The organism is Streptomyces sp. WAC 01529, assembly GCF_003945545.1.
Lineage (GTDB): Bacteria > Actinomycetota > Actinomycetes > Streptomycetales > Streptomycetaceae > Streptomyces > Streptomyces anatolicus.
This window is the reverse complement of record NZ_CP029617.1, coordinates 1,845,403-1,864,820: the sequence shown is the minus strand read 5'-3', so window position 1 is coordinate 1,864,820 and position 19,418 is coordinate 1,845,403. Positions and strand designations below refer to the sequence as shown.

Below are 19,418 nucleotides of genomic sequence, written 5' to 3'. Positions count from 1 at the left end.
CAGCATCGAGTCATGGTCACTCGGCTCCGGGCGCTCGGCATGCGGTGGACGACCGTGGTCCCGCTCCTCGCGATCGTCCTCCTCGCGCTCACCTGGGGCCGCGATCTGCCCGGTGCGGTCGTCGCCCTGGTGACACTGGTCCTCGCCGGAGCGGTGCTCGCCGCCGTCCACCACGCCGAGGTGATCGCCCACCGCGTCGGCGAACCCTTCGGCTCGCTCGTCCTCGCGGTCGCGGTGACCATCATCGAAGTCGCGCTGATCGTCACCCTCATGGCCGACGGCGGCGACAAGAGCTCCACGCTCGCGCGCGACACCGTCTTCGCCGCCGTGATGATCACCTGCAACGGCATCGTGGGGCTCTGCCTCCTGGTCGGCGCGCTGCGCCACCGCGTCGCCGTCTTCAACCCCGAGGGCACCGGCGCCGCCCTCGCGACCGTCGCCACCCTGGCCACTCTCTGCCTGGTCCTGCCGACGTTCACCACGACCAAGCAAGGCCCGGAGTTCTCCACGAGCCAGCTGACCTTCGCCGCCGTCGCCTCACTCACCCTCTACGGCCTGTTCGTCACCACGCAGACCGTGCGCCACCGCGACTACTTCCTGCCCCTCACCAAGCAGGGCGAGGTCATCGACGCCGACAGCCACGCCGAAGGGCCCTCCTCCCGGCAGGCGCTGACCAGCCTGGGACTGCTCGCGCTGGCCCTGATCGGCGTGGTGGGGCTCGCCAAGGGGGTATCGCCGACGATCGAGTCGGGCGTGGAGAGCGCGGGCATGCCGCACGCCGTGGTCGGCGTGATCATCGCGCTGCTCGTGCTGCTCCCGGAGACCATCGCGGCCGTACGCGCCACCCGCCGCGACCGCGTACAGACCAGCCTTAACCTCGCTCTCGGCTCGGCGATGGCCAGCATCGGTCTGACCATCCCGGCCGTCGCGGTCGCCTCCGTGTGGCTGGCCGGGCCGCTCGTGCTCGGCCTGAGCGCGACCCACATGGTGCTGCTCGCCCTCACGGTGATCGTCGGCACGCTCACGGTCGTACCGGGGCGCGCCACCCCGCTCCAGGGCGGCGTCCATCTCGTGCTGTTCGCGGCGTACCTGGAGCTGGCGGTCACGCCGTAGGCCCTGCCCGGCTCATCCCGAGGCCCCTGCCCGGATCAACCCGTGGCCGGCACCGCCTCCCGCACCGGCCGCGTCTCCGGAAGCAGCGCGAAGCATCCGAGGCTCACCACGGCGATTCCCGTCAGATACGCGGCCACGCCCCACGGCGTCCCGTCCCCGTGCGCCACCGCCGTCGCCACGATGGGCGTGAGCGCGCCGCCGAGCACCCCGCCGACGTTGTAGCCGACCGCGGCGCCCGTGCAGCGCACGCGCGGCTCGTACAACTCGGGCAGATACGCGGCGATCACCGCGAACATCGTGATGAACGCGATCATCGCCACCAGGAAGCCCAGGAACATCAGCAGCGGCTGCCCGGTGGAGAGCAGCGCGATCATCGGGAACATCCACAGCGCGGACGCGGCGCAGCCGAGCAGACACAGTGGCCGCCGTCCGTAGCGGTCGCCCAGGACGGCCACCACCGGTGTCAGGGCGCCCTTCACCACCACGGCCGCCATGATGCAGGCCAGCATGACCGTGCGGCTCACACCGAGCCGCTCCACTCCGTAGGCGAGCGACCAGGTCGTCACCGCGTAGAAGACGGCGTACCCGACCGCGAGGGCGCCCGCCGTCAGGAGCACCAGGCGCCAGTGGTCGCGGACCACCTCGGCGAGCGGCACGCGCGCGTGCTCGCGCACCCGCAGGAAGTCGGGGCTCTCCGCGAGCGAGCCGCGCAGCGCCAGCCCGGCCGCCGCCAGGACCCCCGCGGCCCAGAACGGCACGCGCCACCCCCAGGCCGCGAACTGCGCGTCGGTGAGCGTCGCCGAGAGCGCCAGCATGATGCCGTTGGCCAGCAGGAACCCGATCGGCGGCCCGATCTGCGGAAAGCTCGACCACAGCCCCCGCCGCTCGGCCGGCGCGTGCTCCGCCGTCAGCAGCACGGCGCCGCCCCACTCCCCGCCGAGCCCCAGACCCTGCACGAACCGCAGCACGAGGAGGAGCAGGGGAGCGGCGATCCCGATCGATTCGTACGTGGGTACGCAGCCCACGGCGACCGTGGCGAGGCCGGTGAGGAGCAGTGACCCGATGAGCACGGGCCGCCGCCCGCGCCGGTCCCCGACGTGCCCGAAGAGGACCGACCCCAGGGGGCGCGCCACGAAGCCCACTCCGAATGTCGCGAAGGCCGCGAGAGTTCCCGCCAGCGGGGAGAACGTCGGGAAGAACAGCGGCCCGAGGACCAGCGCCGCGGCCGTCCCGTAGATGAAGAAGTCGTAGAACTCGATGGCGGTCCCGGCCAGCGAGGCCGCCGCGAGCCGCGGCAGCGAAGGTTGTTCCGTGGTGCGCATGCTGCGTCAACTACCCAGAGTGACGGGCGGTTACGGGGGGCGCGCGGTGGTGATCGGGTCGCTCAGTACGTCACCGTGACGCGCCGGCCCGGTCCGTCGACCCGCACCGTGCCTCCGTAGGGGATGACCAGCTGGGGATCGGTGTGCCCGAGGTCGACGTCGAAGACCGCCATGGTGTCCGGGGCATACGTGCCGAGCGCCCGCAGCACGGCTTCCCGCTGCTCACGCGCGTGCGCGGCCTTCGCTTCCGCCTCCTGGGGGCGGGCGAAGGACCACGCCTTGGCGCGTCCCATCAGGAGGGCGGGGAAGCGCCGCAGCAGCCCGCGCTCGCCCATGTTGCGCAGGATGCGGAAGACCTGCTCGGCACCGAGCAGCTCCTCCGAGGTCTCCAGGAACAGCACGCACCCGTCGTACGCCGACAGATCCCGCGCGATCTCACGGTCCGCCATCAGGAGCCACGAGAGGATCTCCAGCTCGCCGCCCCAGGAGCGGCCCTCCACGACCCGCTCGGGCCGGTGCCAGAACCAGCCGCCGCCCGGCTCGGTCGGCGGCTCCTGCGCGAAGCTCGCGGGGTCCTCCCAGGGCACGTCGACATCGCGGTAGCGGTCGGCCGGGTGCAGCTCATGGCTCCCGGAGGTGAAGAGCGCGGCACGCAGCGAACGCTCGGTCAGGGGTGCCATCGCGCCGGGCCTGCCCAGCTCGCACATCACGGACGCGCCGTGGTAGCCGACGATGCCGCACTGCCAGAGGTAGGCGAGCAGATTGGTGTTGTCGCTGTAACCGAAGAACGGCTTCGGGTGGGCGCGGATCAACTCGCGGTCCAGGTAGGGCAGTACGGTGATCTGGTCGTCGCCACCGATGCTCGCGATGAGGGCCTTGACGGTCGGGTCGGCGAACGCCGCGTGGATGTCGTCCGCCCGCTCCTGGGGCGTTGCCCCCATCTTCCGCGTCGAGGGATACTCCACCGGTTCGAGGCCGAAGTCCTTGCGGAGCCGTTCGAGGCCCAGCTCGTAAGGGAGCGGGAAAAGCTCCGGCAGGCCGCTGGACGGCGAGATCACGGCGACGCGGTCGCCGGGGGAGGGCTTGGGCGGGTACAGCGGTTCGATCATCATGGGGCGCAGCGTAGGGCCGTACTCATCGAAGGCGCACCGGAGTTCCCGCGCGCGGGAGGCGTGATAGACCTCCTTCATGACCCTCGGTACCCGCAGCCTCGCCACCGCCCCGATCATGATCCTGAACGGCCCGAACCTGAACCTCCTCGGGCAGCGCCAGCCCGAGATCTACGGCTCGGACACCCTGGCCGACGTCGAGGCCCTGTGCGCCAAGGCGGCGGCCGCGCACGGCGGCACGGTGGATCTGCGGCAGAGCAACCACGAGGGCGAGCTGGTCGACTGGATCCACGAGGCGCGCGAGCACCACGCGGGCATCGTCATCAACCCCGCCGCCTACTCCCACACGTCCATCGCGATCCTGGACGCCCTCAACGCCTGCGACGGGATGCCGGTGGTGGAGGTGCACATCTCCAACGTCCACCAGCGCGAGGCGTTCCGGCACCACAGCTACGTCTCGCAGCGCGCCGACGGCGTCATCGCGGGCTGCGGCGTCCAGGGGTACGTCTTCGCGGTGGAGCGGGTGGCGGCGCTGGTGGCCGCCGGGGCGTGACGCCCGTCACCGGCCCGTCGGCGCCGCCCGTGCTCACCAGCCGCGGGCGCGCCACTCCGGGAGGTGCGGCCGCTCGGCGCCCAGCGTCGTGTCGTCGCCGTGGCCGGGGTAGACCCAGGTCTCGTCCGGAAGCGTCCCGAAGATCTTGGTCTCCACGTCGTCGATGAGGCTCGCGAACGCCTTCGGGTCCTTCCAGGTGTTGCCGACACCGCCCGGGAAGAGGCAGTCGCCGGTGAACACGTGCGGATGGCCGTGCGGGTCGTCGTAGACGAGCGCGATCGAGCCCGGCGTGTGGCCCACCAGATGACGGGCGGTCAGCTCGACGCGGCCGACGCGGATCGTGTCGCCGTCGTCGACCAGCACGTCCGTCGGCACCGGGATGCCCTCGGCGTCCTCGCGGCCCGCGTACGTCCGCGCGCGGGTCGCCGAGACGACGGCGGCGAGCGCCTGCCAGTGGTCACCGTGCTGGTGGGTGGTGACGACGGACGCGATGCCGTCGTCACCGATCAGCGTCAGCAGTGTCTCGGCGTCGTTGGCCGCGTCGATCAGGAGCTGCTCGCCGGTGGCCCGGCAGCGCAGCAGATACGCGTTGTTGTTCATCGGCCCGACCGCGACCTTCGAAATCATGAGGTCCGGCAGCTCGTGCACATCCGCGCCCCCGCCGACCTTCACCGCTCCGCTGTACGTCATGCCGTCAGCCTATAGCGGGGGCAGGGCCGGCAGGAGGCCTCCTTCGGCCGTCAGCGCGGAGCCGTCGCGGCGGCCGGAGAGCCAGCCGACCACCTCCGGCGCGGGGCCGGACACCTTGACGGTGGCGTCGTCGGGGGCGCCCTCACGGCCGGTGCGCCACGCGTGCGTGCCGTCCGTGATCAGCGTGGGCGGCACGCCGGCGTTCCCCGAGAAGCGTGCGGTCAAGAACGAGATCTCCCGCTGTACGAACTCCTCCGGCAGGTCTTCGAGTTCATACCCGATGCCGAGGTCGACGTGGTGCAGCTCGACCTCGACCCAGCGCCGGAAGGGCACGCGCGACGCGGAGTCGGTGACGCCGTTGCGCAGCTCGACCGTGCGGGACCAGTCCGCGGGCTTCGCCGCCTCGTCCCGGAAGCGGGCCGCGCTCTCCGCCACGTCCGCCAGCTGCTCGGTGAGCGGGCGCGGGGCGTCCCGCTCGATGTCCGCGTCCCGCGCCTCGGCGCTCGCGTACATCGGGCGCCCGGCGAGGACGTTCACCAGCGCGTCCGCGTTCCGCGCGAGGTGGGCGAGGACATGGCCGCGGGTCCAGCCCGGCAGCCGTGACGGCTCGGCGGTCGAATCGTTGTTCAGTTTCGCGGCAGCGCTGAGCAGCCGCTCGGTCGCGTCACGTACAGACGCCAGGTCGCGCACATGATCAATCATGGGGCCGACGATAGCTGCGTCACACGTTCGGGTGAAGGAGTCCAGGTCACCCCGTAAATCGAATGTGCGTGCTATATGGTCGGGAGTGGCATCGGGCATTCTTGACGGTCCGGATGTGTTCCACAGGTGAACCGGGGAACCAGCCCGGCGTTGTCAGTGGCTCGCCCTAGTCTGTGAAAGACGGGGTTTCGTCCCTGTCACTTCTCTCTAGAAAGGTGCGGACCGGCGTGGCCGACCGTCTCATCGTCCGTGGCGCGCGCGAGCACAATCTCAAGAACGTCTCGCTCGACCTCCCGCGTGACTCCCTCATCGTGTTCACCGGTCTCTCCGGCTCGGGCAAGTCCTCGCTCGCGTTCGACACGATCTTCGCCGAGGGCCAGCGGCGGTACGTCGAGTCGCTCTCCTCGTACGCCCGGCAGTTCCTCGGCCAGATGGACAAGCCCGACGTCGACTTCATCGAAGGCCTCTCCCCGGCCGTCTCCATCGACCAGAAGTCGACCTCGCGCAACCCCCGCTCGACGGTCGGCACCATCACCGAGGTCTATGACTATCTGCGCCTGCTCTTCGCGCGCATCGGCAAGCCGCACTGCCCCGAGTGCGGCCGTCCCATCTCCCGGCAGTCGCCGCAGGCCATCGTCGACAAGGTCCTCGAGCTGCCCGAGGGCAGCCGCTTCCAGGTCCTGTCCCCGCTGGTGCGCGAGCGCAAGGGCGAGTTCGTCGACCTCTTCGCCGACCTCCAGACCAAGGGGTACTCCCGCGCGCGGGTCGACGGCCAGACCATCCAGCTGAGCGAGCCGCCCACGCTCAAGAAGCAGGAGAAGCACACCATCGAGGTGGTCATCGACCGCCTCACCGTGAAGGACTCCGCCAAGCGCCGCCTGACCGACTCCGTGGAGACCGCCCTCGGCCTCTCCTCGGGCATGGTCGTCCTCGACTTCGTCGACCTCCCCGAGGACGACCCCGAGCGCGAGCGCATGTACTCGGAGCACCTCTACTGCCCGTACGACGACCTCTCCTTCGAGGAGCTTGAGCCCCGCTCCTTCTCCTTCAACTCGCCCTTCGGCGCCTGCCCGGACTGCACGGGTATCGGTACGCGCATGGAGGTCGACCCCGAGCTGATCATCCCGGACGAGGACAAGTCGCTCGACGAGGGCGCCATCCACCCCTGGTCGCACGGGCACACCAAGGAGTACTTCGGCCGGCTCGTGGGAGCCCTCTCCGACGCCCTCGGCTTCTCCACCGACATGCCCTGGGCGGGCCTGCCGCAGCGCGCCAAGAAGGCCCTCCTGTACGGCCACAAGACGCAGATCGAGGTGCGCTACCGGAACAGGTACGGCCGCGAGCGGGTCTACACCACCGCCTTCGAGGGCGCCGTCCCCTTCGTCAAGCGCCGCCACAGCGAGGCCGAGAGCGACGCGAGCCGCGAGCGCTTCGAGGGCTATATGCGCGAGGTGCCCTGCCCCACCTGTGAGGGCACGCGTCTCAAGCCCATCGTCCTTGCCGTCACGGTCATGGGGAAGTCCATCGCCGAGGTCTCCGCGATGTCCATCAGCGACTGCGCGGACTTCCTCGCCGAGCTGAGGCTCGGCGCCCGCGACAAGAAGATCGCCGAGCGCGTCCTCAAGGAGGTCAACGAACGGCTGCGCTTCCTGGTCGACGTCGGCCTGGACTACCTGTCGCTGAACCGCGCCGCGGGCACCCTCTCCGGAGGCGAGGCCCAGCGCATCCGCCTGGCCACGCAGATCGGCTCCGGCCTCGTCGGCGTGCTCTACGTCCTGGACGAGCCGTCCATCGGTCTCCACCAGCGCGACAACCACCGCCTGATCGAGACCCTCGTACGCCTGCGGGACATGGGCAACACGCTCATCGTCGTCGAGCACGACGAGGACACCATCAAGGTCGCCGACTGGGTCGTCGACATCGGCCCCGGCGCGGGCGAGCACGGCGGCAAGGTCGTGCACAGCGGCTCCATGAAGGAGCTGCTCGCCAACGACAAGTCGATCACCGGGCAGTACCTCTCGGGCAAGCGGTCCATCCCGGTCCCGGACGTGCGCCGCCCCGTCGACCCCTCGCGCCGGCTCACGGTGCACGGCGCCCGGGAGAACAACCTCCAGGACATCGACGTCTCCTTCCCGCTCGGCGTCCTCACGGCCGTCACGGGCGTCTCGGGTTCCGGCAAGTCGACGCTGGTCAACGACATCCTCTACACGCACCTGGCGAGGGAGCTGAACGGCGCCCGTTCCGTCCCGGGCCGCCACACGCGCGTGGACGGCGACGACCTCGTCGACAAGGTCGTGCACGTCGACCAGTCGCCCATCGGCCGCACCCCGCGGTCGAACCCCGCGACGTACACCGGAGTCTTCGACCACGTCCGCAAGCTCTTCGCGGAGACCACGGAGGCGAAGGTGCGGGGGTACCTCCCCGGGCGCTTCTCCTTCAACGTCAAGGGCGGCCGGTGCGAGAACTGCTCCGGTGACGGCACGATCAAGATCGAGATGAACTTCCTGCCGGACGTGTACGTCCCGTGCGAGGTCTGCCACGGCGCGCGCTACAACCGCGAGACGCTGGACGTGCACTACAAGGGCAAGTCCATCGCCGAGGTCCTCGACATGCCCATCGAGGAGGCGCTCGCCTTCTTCGAGGCCGTGCCCGCCATCGCCCGGCACCTGCGGACGCTCAACGACGTCGGCCTCGGGTACGTGCGCCTCGGCCAGTCCGCGCCCACGCTCTCCGGAGGCGAGGCCCAGCGTGTGAAGCTCGCCTCCGAGCTGCAGAAGCGCTCCACGGGCCGGACCGTCTACGTCCTGGACGAGCCGACCACCGGTCTGCACTTCGAGGACATCAGCAAGCTGATCACGGTCCTTTCCGGCCTGGTCGACAAGGGCAACACGGTCATCGTCATCGAGCACAACCTCGACGTCATCAAGACCGCGGACTGGGTCGTCGACATGGGCCCCGAAGGCGGTAACGGCGGCGGTCTCGTCGTCGCCGAGGGCACGCCCGAGGCGGTCGCCGGGGTGTCGACCAGCCACACCGGCAAGTTCCTGCGGGAGATCATCTCGGCGGAGCGGATCAGCGACGCGATGCCCTCGCAGGGGCGCAAGCCGGCCAAGAAGGCCCCGGCGAAGAAGTCCGCCGCCAAGCGGGCGGTGGCGGCGAGCGCCACGGCCACGAAGGCGACGGCGACGGCCACGGTCAAGGCGGGCGCCTCCGCCAAGAAGGCGGTCGGCAAGAAGGTGGCTGCCACGAAGGCGGCCGCCCCGAAGGCTGGGACCGCGACCAAGAAGGCGGCTGCCACGAAGAAGGCGGCTTCTTCGAGCAAGGCGGCCGCCCCGGTGAAGTCCGCCGCGCCCAAGAAGGCCGCCGCCAAGAAGGCGACTCGGGCCCGCAAGGCCTGACCGGGCGTACGCCGAAGGCGCCCCCTCCCTCACCAGGGGCGGGGCGCCTTCGTCGTCTCCGTACGCACGCGTATGCCCGAGGACGCCTTGTCCGGCGCCCCGCCGCCGTGGTCGGCTGGCCCCCATGTCCGTACGCACCGAACGCCAAGGCCCCGTCACCACCCTCGTGCTCTCCCGGCCCGCCGCGCGGAACGCCGTCGACGGGCCCACCGCCCGCGCGCTCGCCGACGCCTTCCGTGCCTTCGACGCCGATCCGGACGCCTCCGTCGCCGTCCTGTGGGGCGAGGGCGGCACCTTCTGCGCGGGCGCGGACCTCAAGGCCATCGGCACCCCCGACGGAAACCACGTGACGGAGGACGGCGACGGCCCCATGGGACCCACCCGCATGCGCCTGTCCAAGCCGGTGATCGCGGCGATCTCCGGTCACGCCGTCGCGGGCGGACTCGAACTCGCCCTCTGGTGCGACCTGCGGGTCGCCGACGAGGACGCCGTCCTCGGGGTCTTCTGCCGCCGCTGGGGCGTCCCGCTCATCGACGGCGGGACGGTGCGGCTGCCGCGGCTGATCGGCGAGAGCCGAGCCATGGACCTCATCCTGACGGGCCGCCCGGTGGGCGCGGCCGAAGCGCTCGCCATGGGCCTGGTCAACCGCACGGTCCCCACCGGCACCGCGCGCGCCGCCGCCGAAAGCCTCGCCGCCGAGATCGCCGCGTTCCCGCAGACCTGCCTGCGCCGCGACCGGCTCTCCCTCCTCGAACAGGGCGGCCTGTCCGAACAGGACGCGATGGCGGGGGAGTTGCGGCACGGCCTGCACTCCCTGGCCGAAGCCGCCGAGGGCGCCGCCCGTTTCGCGGCGGGCGCGGGACGGCACGGGTCGTTCACGCAGCGGTGAGCCCCGGCCGCCACGCCCGCCAACTCCGACCGCCCGCTACCCCAGCTCCGCCGCGTACGGAGGCTCCGCGCCCGCCCGCGAGCAGGTGACCGCCGCCGCGCGCGCCGCGAACCGCAGCACCTCGGTCCAGGCCTCGGTGCCCAGCCCGGCCACCGCGTCCGCCGAGAGCGCGTCCCGTGCCGCGAGCCCGTGCAGCAGTGCCGCGTTGACGGTGTCGCCCGCGCCGATGGTGTCCACCACGTCGACCGGTTCGCCCGGCACGCGCAGCTCGATGCCGTCTCGCGTGTACAGCCACAGACCGTCACCGCCGCGCGTGACGACCACGGCCGGCGGCCCGGACGCCAGCCACTCCCGCGGGGTGCCGCCGAGCCAGTCGGCGTCCTCCTGCGACAGCTTGAGCAGCGAGACCGACGGCAGCCAGCTCTTGAACCGCGCGCGGTACGCGTCCGCGTCGGGGATCAGCACAGCTCGTACGTTCGGATCGAGCGCCGTGAACACCCCGCCCGCCGCCGCGCGGCGCAGCAGCTCCTCATACGCGCTCGCGCCCGGTTCGAGGACCAGCGAGCAGGTGCCGAACGACATCGCCCGTACGCCGTCGGGCAGCCGGTCCGGAGCGCTGAAGAGCCGGTCGGCCGTGCCCTCGACGTAGAAGGAGTACCCGGCCGAGCCGTCCGCGCCGATCGACGCGACCGCCAGCGTCGTCGGCTCGGGGCCACGCTGGACGTACGAGAGTTCGACACCGGCGGCCCGCAGCCCGTCAAGGAGCGCCTCGCCGAACGCGTCCCGCGACACCCGCGAGCAGAAGGCGACGGGCGAGCCGAGGCGGCCGAGCGCCACGGCGGTGTTGTACGGGCCGCCGCCGAGGCGCGGCGCGAGCGCGGGCAGTCCGGCTCCCCGGTCGGCTTGCCGGTCCGCTCCCCGGTCCGCCTCCTGCGGCACGAGGTCGATCAGGGCCTCTCCTGCGACGACTATCACGGGCGGTTCCTCTCGGGCGCTGCCTGGGCTCGGCTCGGGCCGCGCGGCACGCGCCCGGCGTCCCGCTCAGGCTAGGCCGTGCGGTGCCCCTCGGCCGGAAGCGGGCGGCACTCGGGCACGCCCGTGCCGAACCCGGTCCCAGTGGCTCGCGCCGGTGGGGTCTGATCCACCACCGACGCCCCTGACCTGTGGAGACACCATGTCCGGCACGCCCCACGCCCGCCGCACCGTGCTGCGGGCCGCCGCTCTCGCCCCGGCCGTCGGGCTCGGCCTCACCGCCTGCTCATCGGGCGACGGCGGCTCGAACCGCTCGGCGCCGACCGCGCCGGTGGACCTCGGGAAGTCCGACGACGTGAAGGTGGGCGCCTCGAAGCTGTACACGGACGAGAACGTGGTCGTCAGCCGGATCTCCGACGACGAGTACAAGGCGTACAGCACGATCTGCACCCACGCGCGGTGTCCGATCAAGACGCTGGAGGGGCGCAAGCTCATCTGCCAGTGCCACGGCAGCCAGTTCGATGCCACGAACGGCAAGGTGCTGAAGGAACCGGCTTTCAAGCCGCTGGCCGAGCTGCCGGTCAAGGTGGAGAACGGCAAGATCATCGCGGGCCCGGAGAAGAAGGCCTAGCCCCTTCGCGGCCCCGGCCCGGAGGAGAAGGCCTAGCCCCTTCGCGGCCCCGGGCCGGAGGAGAGGGCCCGGCGCTTGCCTCCGGAAGGCCTCACTCCCAGTCCCACGCGATCCCCAGCAGCCCCGCCCGCACCTGCGGCTCCACCAGGTGCACCGAGCGGTGGCTGCCGCTCAGCGTCAGCTCCTGGCGGCCACCGCGCGGGCCGGCGGCCGACTGCTGGGTGAAGCGGTGGCAGCGTACGGGCAGGGCCTGCTCGTCGAAGCGGATCTGGAGCGCGTACTGCCCGCCCGCGTAGGTGAAGCCACGTACGTACTCGGTGGCCGTCCCCGCCGTGCCGTCCTCGAAGCCGTACGCGAACAGATGCGTGTCGCCCGCCCGCAGCCGGGTGTCGAAGAGCAGTTCGGCGACGAGCACCCCCGTCCCCTCGTGCCAGCGCACGCGTCCCGTACGGCAGTTCTCCAGCGCCCGCACGCGCACGCGGTCGGGGGCGCAGCCGGGGTCGCCGTGGTAGATGGCGACGTAGTGGTCGACGCCGTCGCGGTGGGCGCGTACGACGTGCTGTGACTCGCGGCCGACCAGCTCGCGGCGCGCGCCGATCCGCACCCGCTCGTGGTGGCCGATGGTGTGCAGCCCGCCGTCGACCGGCGAACCCAGCTCGGCCAGGAGCGCGCGCAGCACGTCGGAGGCCTCCACCAGGGAGCGGTACGAACGCGCGGCGGGCCGTTCGGTGTCGGCGCGCTCGCCGGGGTGGGCGAGCAGCCGGATCAGCGACTCCTCGGGCAGCTGAAGGATCTCCTCCAGGGCGCGTACGGCGCGCAGTGACTCGGCGCGCTGGGGGCGCCGGGCGCCCTGCTGCCAGTAACTGAGGCTGGTGACGCCGACGTTGATGCCGTGCTGTGCCAGATGGTGGCGCACCCGTTGCAGCGGCAGCCGCCGGACGGCGATCGCGGTGCGCAGCGCGAGGTGGAAGGGGCCGGTGCGCAGGGCGGCCGTCAGCTCCGCCGGCTCGTCGTCCGCCATCCATGCCGCGTCCGCGGGCGCGCCCTGTGCGAACCGTGTGCCGTGCCGCATGCGGGCCCCTTCCTGTGAACGTTCACTTCGGCCGCCCGGCGTTCGCGCCGGTCGGAGCGGGTCGCCAGGTCGGCGTACGGCATGCGTTCACATCCGTACGCCGCCGTTCACGGCCCAAGTAATTCCGCATTGAAGCGTGTTGACCTGCACCCGACAACACTCGATGCTCAATCGCAGCGTCCGGACGCGCTCCTCCACACCCCACATCCCTCGGGAGGAACGCGATGCGCCCACCGATCAGCAGGAGCAGCAGCACAGGCAGACGCAGACGTCTCTGCGCGCTCGCCGTCGTCGCCGCGGCGCTCCTGACCGCACCCACGGCCACGGCCGCGGCGGCCCCCGCCCCCCTCACGTCCACCGCGCCCGCCGCCTCCGAGGCGAGCGGCACGGCGGCCGCCGACCCGTCCGTCCTCGCCGCCAAGCGCCTGAACATCACCATGCAGGCGCAGCAGAAGACCAACTGGTGCTGGGCCGCGGGCGGCAACACCATCGCGACCTTCATGGGCCGCAACTACAGCCAGAACCAGTTCTGCAACGCCTCCTTCGGGCGCAACCAGAACACCGAGTGCCCCAACAACCAGGCCACCCTCGGCAATGTGCAGAACGGCCTGCGCTGGGCGGGCATCAACCCCGGCTCGTACGTCACCGGCTGGCTGCGCTACGCCACCGTGCAGTCCGAGATCAACGCGAACCGCCCGGTCGAGACCCGCATCCAGTGGTCCAACGGCGGCGGCCACATGCACGTCATCTACGGCTACGACGACGCCAGCAGCTGGGTCTACTGGGGCGACCCCTGGCCCTCCAGCGACCGCTACAACTGGGCCTCGCACGCCTGGTACGTCGACAACAGCACCTTCTCCTGGACCCACTCGCTCTACCGGATCGGGGCGTGAGAGCGATGACCCGTCACCTTCCCCGCCCCCTGGTCAGAGCCGCGCTCGCCGGTTCCGCCCTCGCCCTCTCCCTGGGGCTCGCGGCCCCGGCCGCCTCCGCGGACTCCGGACCCCCTGCCCCCTCAGCCGCCTCCCGTGACGCCGCGCACAAGGCGGCGAAGGCGCCGAAGGCCCTGGAGACGCTCTCCCGCTTCTTCTCCCGGGAGGGAGCCGTCACCAAGGCCGCCGCCGACCCGCGGGTCGAGGGCAAGGCCGTGCCCGTGTACTACCTCTCCCCGGAGTTCGTCGCGGGCGAGAAGGGCGCCCCGGTCGCCCGCCTGGAGTTCCTCGCCAGCAAGGCGGTCTCCTCCGACGGCCAGGAGGCCTCCCTCTGGACCGTCCGCAGGGGCGGCTCGTGGCAGGTCGTGAACATCGCCACAGGCGACGACGAGAGCCACTACGCGCGCGTGGGCGCCGAGAAGCTCCCCGGAGGCACCGTCTTCCACGAGCCGCAGATCAACGCCTGGTACGTGCAGGGCCACGCGCGCGTGCTGCCCCTCGACAAGGACGCGGTACGTGCCGTGGGCGCCGACGGCACCACGCTGGCCGCCTACCGCAAGCGCGTACAGAAGGCGTACGGCGACAAGCTGCCGGGCTCCGCGTACGAGAAGTCGGGCAAGGCGGGCGGCTACGACGCCCCGAAGCCCGAGCAGGCCTCCGCCGAAGACCCGGCCGGGAGCCCGGTCGAAGGCCCCGTGACGGTCGCCTCCTCGCTGGCGGGCGCGGGCGCCCTGGTCGCCCTCGGCCTCTCCGGGACGGCCCTCGTGCGGCGCCGCAGGGCGCGGCAGCAGGGCTGAGCGAGCCGGGGACTGCGGCCGGGACGCCGGCCGCCGTCCCCCCACGGGGGTGCGGCCGCTGTTCCCCGCGGGGTGCGGCGGCCCTCCCCGGCACCGACCCGGACTGTCAGCGCACGCCAGTAGGCTGTCCGACATGGCCGACCCTTCCAGCTACCGCCCCAAGCCGGGACAGATCCCCGACGCCCCGGGGGTCTACAAATTCCGCGACGAGCACCGCCGGGTGATCTACGTCGGGAAGGCCAAGAGCCTGCGCCAGCGCCTGGCCAGCTACTTCCAGGACCTGGCGAATCTGCACCCCCGCACCCGCTCCATGGTGACGACGGCCGCCTCCGTCGAGTGGACGGTGGTGAACAACGAGGTCGAGGCGCTCCAGCTGGAGTACTCCTGGATCAAGGAGTTCGACCCCCGGTTCAACGTCAAGTACCGCGACGACAAGAGCTATCCGTACCTCGCGGTGACGATGAACGAGAAGTTCCCGCGCGTGCAGGTGATGCGCGGCCACAAGAAGAAGGGCGTGCGCTACTTCGGCCCCTACGGCCACGCCTGGGCGATCCGCGACACCGTCGACCTCCTCCTGCGCGCCTTTCCCGTACGCACGTGCTCCGCGGGCGTGTTCAAGAACGCCACCCGCACCGGCCGCCCCTGCCTGCTCGGCTACATCGGCAAGTGCTCGGCGCCCTGCGTGGAGCGCGTCACCCCCGAGGACCACCGCGAACTGGCCGAGGACTTCTGCGACTTCATGGCCGGCCGCACCGGGACGTACATCCGCCGCCTGGAGCGGCAGATGGCGGACGCGGCCGAGGAGATGGAGTACGAGCGCGCGGCGCGCCTGCGCGACGACATCGACGCCCTCAAGAAGGCGATGGAGAAGAGCGCCGTCGTCCTCGCCGACGCCACCGACGCGGACCTCATCGCCCTCGCCGAGGACGAGCTGGAGGCCGCCGTCCAGATCTTCCACGTCCGCGGCGGCCGCGTGCGCGGCCAGCGCGGCTGGGTCACCGACAAGGTGGAGGCGGTCACCAGCGGCGACCTCGTCGAGCACGCGCTCCAGCAGCTCTACGGAGAGGAGAGCGGCGACGCCGTGCCCAAGGAGGTCCTTGTGCCCGCGCTGCCCGACCCCCTGGAGCCGGTCCAGCAGTGGCTGACCGAGCGCCGCGGGGCCGGCGTCTCGCTGCGCATCCCGCAGCGCGGCGACAAGAAGGCCCTGATGGAGACCGTCGCGCGCAACGCCCAGCAGTCCCTCGTCCTGCACAAGACCAAGCGAGCGTCCGACCTCACCACCCGCTCCCGCGCCCTGGAGGAGATCGCCGCCGCCCTGGAGCTGGACAGCGCGCCCCTGCGCATCGAGTGCTACGACATCTCGCACCTCCAGGGCGACGACGTGGTGGCGTCGATGGTCGTCTTCGAGGACGGCCTCGCCCGGAAGAGCGAGTACCGCCGCTTCCAGATCAAGGGCTTCGAGGGCCAGGACGACGTCCGCTCCATGCACGAGGTGATCACGCGCCGCTTCAAGCGCTACATCTCCGACAAGGAGCGGACGGGGGAGTGGTCCGAGGAGGGAGCCGACCCGGAGAGCGGCGAGGTCCCCGCGAGCGGCCTGACCGAGGAGGACGGGCGGCCCAAGCGGTTCGCCTACCCCCCGCAGCTCGTCGTCGTGGACGGCGGCCAACCGCAGGTGGCGGCGGCCCAGCGGGCCCTGGACGAGCTGGGCATCGACGACATCGCGGTCTGCGGCCTGGCCAAGCGCCTGGAGGAGGTCTGGGTCCCCACCGAGGAGGACCCGGTCATCCTGCCGCGCACCAGCGAGGGCCTCTACCTCCTCCAGCGCGTACGTGACGAGGCGCACCGCTTCGCCATCACCTACCAGCGCGCCAAGCGGGCCAAGCGCTTCAAGGCGGGGCCGCTGGACGAGGTGCCGGGCCTCGGCGACGCCCGCAAGCGGACACTGATCAAGCACTTCGGTTCGGTGAAGCGGCTCCGGTCCGCGACAATCGACCAGATCTGCGAGGTTCCGGGCATAGGCCGCAAGACGGCCGAGGCCATCGTGGCCGCCTTCGCCCGGGCGGCACCCGCCGCCCCCGCCGTGAACATGGCGACCGGAGAGATCATGGAAGACGAGGAGCCCGTGACCGCGGGCGCCGCAGAAGAACGACGGGGGCAGGACACATGAGCGAGCACGACGAAGGTGGAGAGCAAGTGAGTGCGGGCACGCCCATCGAGACGCCGGGGGTGCCCGAAGCGGCCATTCCCGAGCTGGTGATCATCTCCGGCATGTCCGGCGCCGGACGCAGTACGGCCGCCAAGTGCCTGGAGGACCTCGGCTGGTTCGTCGTCGACAACCTGCCGCCCGCGCTGATCCCCACCATGGTGGAGCTGGGCGCCCGCTCGCAGGGGAACGTGGCCCGCATCGCGGTCGTCGTCGACGTCCGCGGCCGGCGCTTCTTCGACAACCTCCGCGAGTCCCTCGCCGAGCTGGAGTCCAAGAACGTCACGCGGCGCATCGTCTTCCTGGAGTCCTCCGACGAGGCCCTGGTCCGCCGCTTCGAGTCGGTCCGCCGCCCCCACCCGCTCCAGGGCGACGGCCGCATCGTCGACGGCATCGCCGCCGAGCGCGACCTGCTGCGCGAGCTGCGCGGCGACGCCGACCTGGTCATCGACACCTCCAGCCTGAACGTGCACGAGCTGCGCGCCAAGATGGACGCCTCGTTCGCGGGCGAGGAGGAGCCCGAGCTGCGGGCCACCGTCATGTCCTTCGGCTTCAAGTACGGCCTGCCGGTCGACGCCGACCTCGTCGTCGACATGCGCTTCCTGCCCAACCCCCACTGGGTCCCCGAGCTGCGCCAGTACACGGGCCTGAACGAGGAGGTCGCCGCGTACGTCTTCAACCAGCCCGGCGCCAAGGAGTTCCTCGACCGCTACGCCGAACTGCTCCAGCTCATCGCCGCGGGCTACCGCCGCGAGGGCAAGCGGTACGTGACGATCGCGGTCGGCTGCACGGGCGGCAAGCACCGCTCGGTGGCCATGTCGGAGAAGCTCGCGGCGCGCCTGGCGTCCGAGGGCGTGGAGACCGTCATCGTCCACCGGGACATGGGGCGCGAGTGAAGCCGACCCGCCGGACCGTCCGCCTGACCCGTCTGGGCCGCAAGCGGGGCACCCAGCCGAAGGTGGTCGCGCTCGGCGGGGGCATGGGCCTGTCCGCCTCGCTCGCCGCGCTGCGCCGCATCACCGGAGCCGGTGACCTCACCGCCGTCGTCACCGTCGCCGACGACGGCGGCTCCAGCGGCCGCCTCCGCGACGAGCTGGGCGTGCTGCCACCCGGCGACCTGCGCAAGGCGCTCGCCGCGCTCTGCGGCGACGACGAGTGGGGCCAGACCTGGGCCCGCGTCATCCAGCACCGCTTCCAGTCCCGCGGCGACCTGCACGAGCACGCGGTCGGCAATCTCCTGATCGTCGCCCTGTGGGAGCAGCTCGGCGACCACGTCCAGGCCCTGGACCTGGTCGGCCGCCTGCTCGGCGCGCAGGGCCGGGTCCTTCCCATGTCGGCCGTGCCCCTGGAGCTCCAGGCCCTGGTCAAGGGCCACGACCCGGGCCGCCCCGACGACGTGGAGACCGTCCGGGGCCAGGCCACGGTCGCCCTCACCCCGGGCGAGGTCCAGTCCGTGCACGTCGTCCCGCACGACCCGCCGGCCGTCCCCGAGGCGGTCGCCGCCGTCCTGGACGCGGACTGGGTGGTGCTCGGCCCGGGCTCCTGGTTCTCCTCCGTGATCCCGCACCTGCTCGTCCCCGACCTGCTCGACGCGCTCACCGAGACGAAGGCCCGCAAAGTGCTCTCGCTCAACCTCGCGCCGCAACCGGGAGAAACCGATGGCTTCTCTCCGCAGCGTCATTTGGAGGTTTTGGCCCGACACGCCCCTAAACTCGCCCTGGACGTGGTGCTGGCCGACGAGGCCGCCGTGCCCGACCGAGAGTCGCTGACCGATGCCGCGAAGCGGCTCGGCGCGACGGTCGAGCTGGCGCCGGTGGCCCGGCCCGACGGGACTCCGAGGCACGACCCGGAGCTCCTGGCAGCCGCGTACGACCGTATTTTTCGGATGCATGGAAGGATCGGCCCATGGCGATGACGGCAGCGGTGAAGGACGAGATCTCCCGGCTTCCCGTCACCCGGACCTGCTGCAGGAAGGCAGAGGTCTCGGCGATCCTGCGGTTCGCGGGCGGCCTTCACCTGGTGAGCGGCCGCATCGTGATCGAGGCGGAGCTGGACACCGCGATGGCGGCACGACGCCTGAAGCGGGACATCCTGGAGATCTTCGGGCACAGCTCGGAGCTGATCGTGATGGCCCCCGGCGGCCTGCGGCGCGGTTCGCGTTACGTCGTACGGGTGGTCGCGGGCGGCGATCAGCTGGCCCGCCAGACGGGTCTCGTGGACGGCCGCGGCCGCCCCATCAGGGGCCTGCCGCCGCAGGTGGTCTCGGGGGCCACCTGCGACGCCGAGGCGGCCTGGCGCGGGGCGTTCCTCGCGCACGGCTCGCTCACCGAGCCCGGCCGCTCGTCGTCCCTGGAGGTGACCTGCCCCGGCCCGGAGGCCGCGCTCGCGCTCGTCGGCGCCGCGCGCAGGCTCCAGATCGCCAGCAAGGCGCGCGAGGTGCGGGGCGTGGACCGGGTCGTCGTACGCGACGGAGACGCGATCGGCGCGCTGCTCACCCGCCTCGGGGCGCACGAGTCGGTGCTCGCCTGGGAGGAGCGGCGGATGCGCCGCGAGGTGCGCGCCACCGCCAACCGCCTGGCCAACTTCGACGACGCGAACCTGCGCCGCTCGGCCCGCGCGGCGGTCGCCGCCGGTGCCCGAGTGCAGCGCGCCCTGGAGATCCTCGGCGACGAGGTCCCCGAGCACCTCGCGGCCGCCGGACGGCTGCGCATGGAGCACAAGCAGGCCTCCCTGGAGGAGCTGGGCGCGCTCGCCGACCCGCCGCTGACCAAGGACGCCGTCGCGGGCCGCATCCGCCGACTGCTCGCCATGGCCGACAAGCGGGCCCAGGACCTGGGCATCCCCGGCACGGAGTCCAACCTGACCGAGGAGCTGGCCGACAACATGGCGGTCTGACCGCCCCGCGGCCCACCCGAGCCGCCGGCGCCTCCCGAGGCACCGGCGGCTTTCGCGTGCCCACCCCGCCCACCCTCACCCGTCGTATTGACATGATCATGCACAGTCACGAGCCTGGCATCCGGCACATCTGTGCC

17 protein-coding genes are annotated in these 19,418 nt (G+C 71.9%); 11 read left to right on the top strand and 6 right to left on the bottom strand.

Annotated features, from left to right (window positions below):
- The first annotated feature begins 12 nt into the window (after positions 1–12).
- The gene (locus tag DMA15_RS08450) at positions 13–1,113 is read left to right on the top strand and encodes an ionic transporter y4hA (protein ID WP_125512102.1); all 1,101 of its coding nucleotides are present in this window, start codon (positions 13–15) and stop codon (positions 1,111–1,113) included.
- A 35-nt stretch (positions 1,114–1,148) separates the two neighbouring features.
- Here DMA15_RS08450 and DMA15_RS08445 read toward each other — a convergent pair whose 3' ends face one another.
- Both DMA15_RS08445 and DMA15_RS08440 read right to left on the bottom strand, forming a co-directional pair.
- Positions 1,149–2,435 (bottom strand): MFS transporter, encoded by a 1,287-nt coding sequence (locus DMA15_RS08445; protein WP_206302688.1) that lies wholly within the window; start codon positions 2,433–2,435, stop codon positions 1,149–1,151.
- A 62-nt stretch (positions 2,436–2,497) separates the two neighbouring features.
- Positions 2,498–3,544 (bottom strand): S66 peptidase family protein, encoded by a 1,047-nt coding sequence (locus DMA15_RS08440; RefSeq protein ID WP_125517442.1) that lies wholly within the window; start codon positions 3,542–3,544, stop codon positions 2,498–2,500.
- Between the two features lie 79 nt (positions 3,545–3,623).
- On the opposite strand from DMA15_RS08440, the gene aroQ reads away from it, so the two are divergent.
- The gene (gene aroQ, locus DMA15_RS08435; RefSeq protein WP_125512100.1) at positions 3,624–4,097 is read left to right on the top strand and encodes a type II 3-dehydroquinate dehydratase; all 474 of its coding nucleotides are present in this window, start codon (positions 3,624–3,626) and stop codon (positions 4,095–4,097) included.
- 33 nt (positions 4,098–4,130) lie between these two features.
- Here the strand turns inward: aroQ and DMA15_RS08430 are convergent, their stop codons facing one another.
- Entirely contained in the window at positions 4,131–4,787 is a 657-nt protein-coding gene (locus DMA15_RS08430) for an MBL fold metallo-hydrolase (protein ID WP_125512099.1), read from the bottom strand.
- Positions 4,788–4,796: 9 nt separating this feature from the next.
- Positions 4,797–5,489, bottom strand: coding sequence for a maleylpyruvate isomerase family mycothiol-dependent enzyme (locus DMA15_RS08425; protein WP_125512098.1), 693 nt, complete (start codon positions 5,487–5,489; stop codon positions 4,797–4,799).
- Between the two features lie 227 nt (positions 5,490–5,716).
- Between DMA15_RS08425 and uvrA the strand changes: the two genes are divergently transcribed.
- Entirely contained in the window at positions 5,717–8,887 is a 3,171-nt protein-coding gene (gene uvrA, locus DMA15_RS08420) for an excinuclease ABC subunit UvrA (protein WP_125512096.1), read from the top strand.
- A 124-nt stretch (positions 8,888–9,011) separates the two neighbouring features.
- Positions 9,012–9,776 carry a crotonase/enoyl-CoA hydratase family protein gene (locus DMA15_RS08415; protein WP_125512094.1) on the top strand — a complete coding sequence of 255 codons (765 nt, stop codon included), beginning with the start codon at positions 9,012–9,014 and terminating at the stop codon, positions 9,774–9,776.
- Between the two features lie 36 nt (positions 9,777–9,812).
- Here the strand turns inward: DMA15_RS08415 and DMA15_RS08410 are convergent, their stop codons facing one another.
- Positions 9,813–10,751, bottom strand: coding sequence for a carbohydrate kinase (locus DMA15_RS08410; protein WP_125512092.1), 939 nt, complete (start codon positions 10,749–10,751; stop codon positions 9,813–9,815).
- Between the two features lie 199 nt (positions 10,752–10,950).
- Here DMA15_RS08410 and DMA15_RS08405 point away from each other — a divergent pair, with 199 nt between their 5' ends.
- Positions 10,951–11,379, top strand: a complete 429-nt coding sequence (locus DMA15_RS08405) for a Rieske (2Fe-2S) protein (protein WP_125512090.1) — start codon at positions 10,951–10,953, stop codon at positions 11,377–11,379.
- 91 nt (positions 11,380–11,470) lie between these two features.
- On the opposite strand, the gene DMA15_RS08400 is transcribed toward DMA15_RS08405, so the two are convergent.
- Positions 11,471–12,400, bottom strand: coding sequence for a hypothetical protein (locus tag DMA15_RS08400; protein WP_125517440.1), 930 nt, complete (start codon positions 12,398–12,400; stop codon positions 11,471–11,473).
- 275 nt (positions 12,401–12,675) lie between these two features.
- Between DMA15_RS08400 and DMA15_RS08395 the strand changes: the two genes are divergently transcribed.
- From DMA15_RS08395 to whiA, 6 genes are all read left to right on the top strand, one after another.
- A complete protein-coding gene (locus DMA15_RS08395; protein ID WP_125512088.1) occupies positions 12,676–13,344 on the top strand; it encodes a papain-like cysteine protease family protein in 669 nt (222 codons plus the stop codon).
- A gap of 5 nt (positions 13,345–13,349) precedes the next feature.
- Positions 13,350–14,180, top strand: a complete 831-nt coding sequence (locus DMA15_RS08390; protein WP_125512086.1) for a hypothetical protein — start codon at positions 13,350–13,352, stop codon at positions 14,178–14,180.
- A 133-nt stretch (positions 14,181–14,313) separates the two neighbouring features.
- Positions 14,314–16,350, top strand: coding sequence for an excinuclease ABC subunit UvrC (gene uvrC, locus DMA15_RS08385; protein WP_125512084.1), 2,037 nt, complete (start codon positions 14,314–14,316; stop codon positions 16,348–16,350).
- Positions 16,347–17,282 carry an RNase adapter RapZ gene (gene rapZ, locus DMA15_RS08380; RefSeq protein WP_125512083.1) on the top strand — a complete coding sequence of 312 codons (936 nt, stop codon included), beginning with the start codon at positions 16,347–16,349 and terminating at the stop codon, positions 17,280–17,282. The genes uvrC and rapZ overlap by 4 nt, the downstream gene beginning before the upstream one ends.
- Positions 17,279–18,301 (top strand): uridine diphosphate-N-acetylglucosamine-binding protein YvcK, encoded by a 1,023-nt coding sequence (gene yvcK, locus DMA15_RS08375; protein WP_240659715.1) that lies wholly within the window; start codon positions 17,279–17,281, stop codon positions 18,299–18,301. The genes rapZ and yvcK overlap by 4 nt, the downstream gene beginning before the upstream one ends.
- Positions 18,292–19,281, top strand: a complete 990-nt coding sequence (gene whiA, locus DMA15_RS08370; protein ID WP_125512081.1) for a DNA-binding protein WhiA — start codon at positions 18,292–18,294, stop codon at positions 19,279–19,281. The genes yvcK and whiA overlap by 10 nt, the downstream gene beginning before the upstream one ends.
- The last annotated feature ends 137 nt before the right edge of the window (positions 19,282–19,418 follow it).

Excerpts from the sequence above, each read along its gene's own strand:
- DMA15_RS08450 (WP_125512102.1), top strand. The coding sequence starts at position 13 with ATGGTCACTCGGCTCCGGGCGCTCGGCATGCGGTGGACGACCGTGGTC.
- DMA15_RS08445 (WP_206302688.1), bottom strand. The coding sequence starts at position 2,435 with ATGCGCACCACGGAACAACCTTCGCTGCCGCGGCTCGCGGCGGCCTCG.
- DMA15_RS08440 (WP_125517442.1), bottom strand. The coding sequence starts at position 3,544 with ATGATCGAACCGCTGTACCCGCCCAAGCCCTCCCCCGGCGACCGCGTC.
- aroQ (WP_125512100.1), top strand. The coding sequence starts at position 3,624 with ATGACCCTCGGTACCCGCAGCCTCGCCACCGCCCCGATCATGATCCTG.
- DMA15_RS08430 (WP_125512099.1), bottom strand. The coding sequence starts at position 4,787 with ATGACGTACAGCGGAGCGGTGAAGGTCGGCGGGGGCGCGGATGTGCAC.
- DMA15_RS08425 (WP_125512098.1), bottom strand. The coding sequence starts at position 5,489 with ATGATTGATCATGTGCGCGACCTGGCGTCTGTACGTGACGCGACCGAG.
- DMA15_RS08415 (WP_125512094.1), top strand. The coding sequence starts at position 9,012 with ATGTCCGTACGCACCGAACGCCAAGGCCCCGTCACCACCCTCGTGCTC.
- DMA15_RS08405 (WP_125512090.1), top strand. The coding sequence starts at position 10,951 with ATGTCCGGCACGCCCCACGCCCGCCGCACCGTGCTGCGGGCCGCCGCT.
- DMA15_RS08400 (WP_125517440.1), bottom strand. The coding sequence starts at position 12,400 with ATGGCGGACGACGAGCCGGCGGAGCTGACGGCCGCCCTGCGCACCGGC.
- DMA15_RS08395 (WP_125512088.1), top strand. The coding sequence starts at position 12,676 with ATGCGCCCACCGATCAGCAGGAGCAGCAGCACAGGCAGACGCAGACGT.
- DMA15_RS08390 (WP_125512086.1), top strand. The coding sequence starts at position 13,350 with ATGACCCGTCACCTTCCCCGCCCCCTGGTCAGAGCCGCGCTCGCCGGT.
- uvrC (WP_125512084.1), top strand. The coding sequence starts at position 14,314 with ATGGCCGACCCTTCCAGCTACCGCCCCAAGCCGGGACAGATCCCCGAC.
- rapZ (WP_125512083.1), top strand. The coding sequence starts at position 16,347 with ATGAGCGAGCACGACGAAGGTGGAGAGCAAGTGAGTGCGGGCACGCCC.
- whiA (WP_125512081.1), top strand. The coding sequence starts at position 18,292 with ATGGCGATGACGGCAGCGGTGAAGGACGAGATCTCCCGGCTTCCCGTC.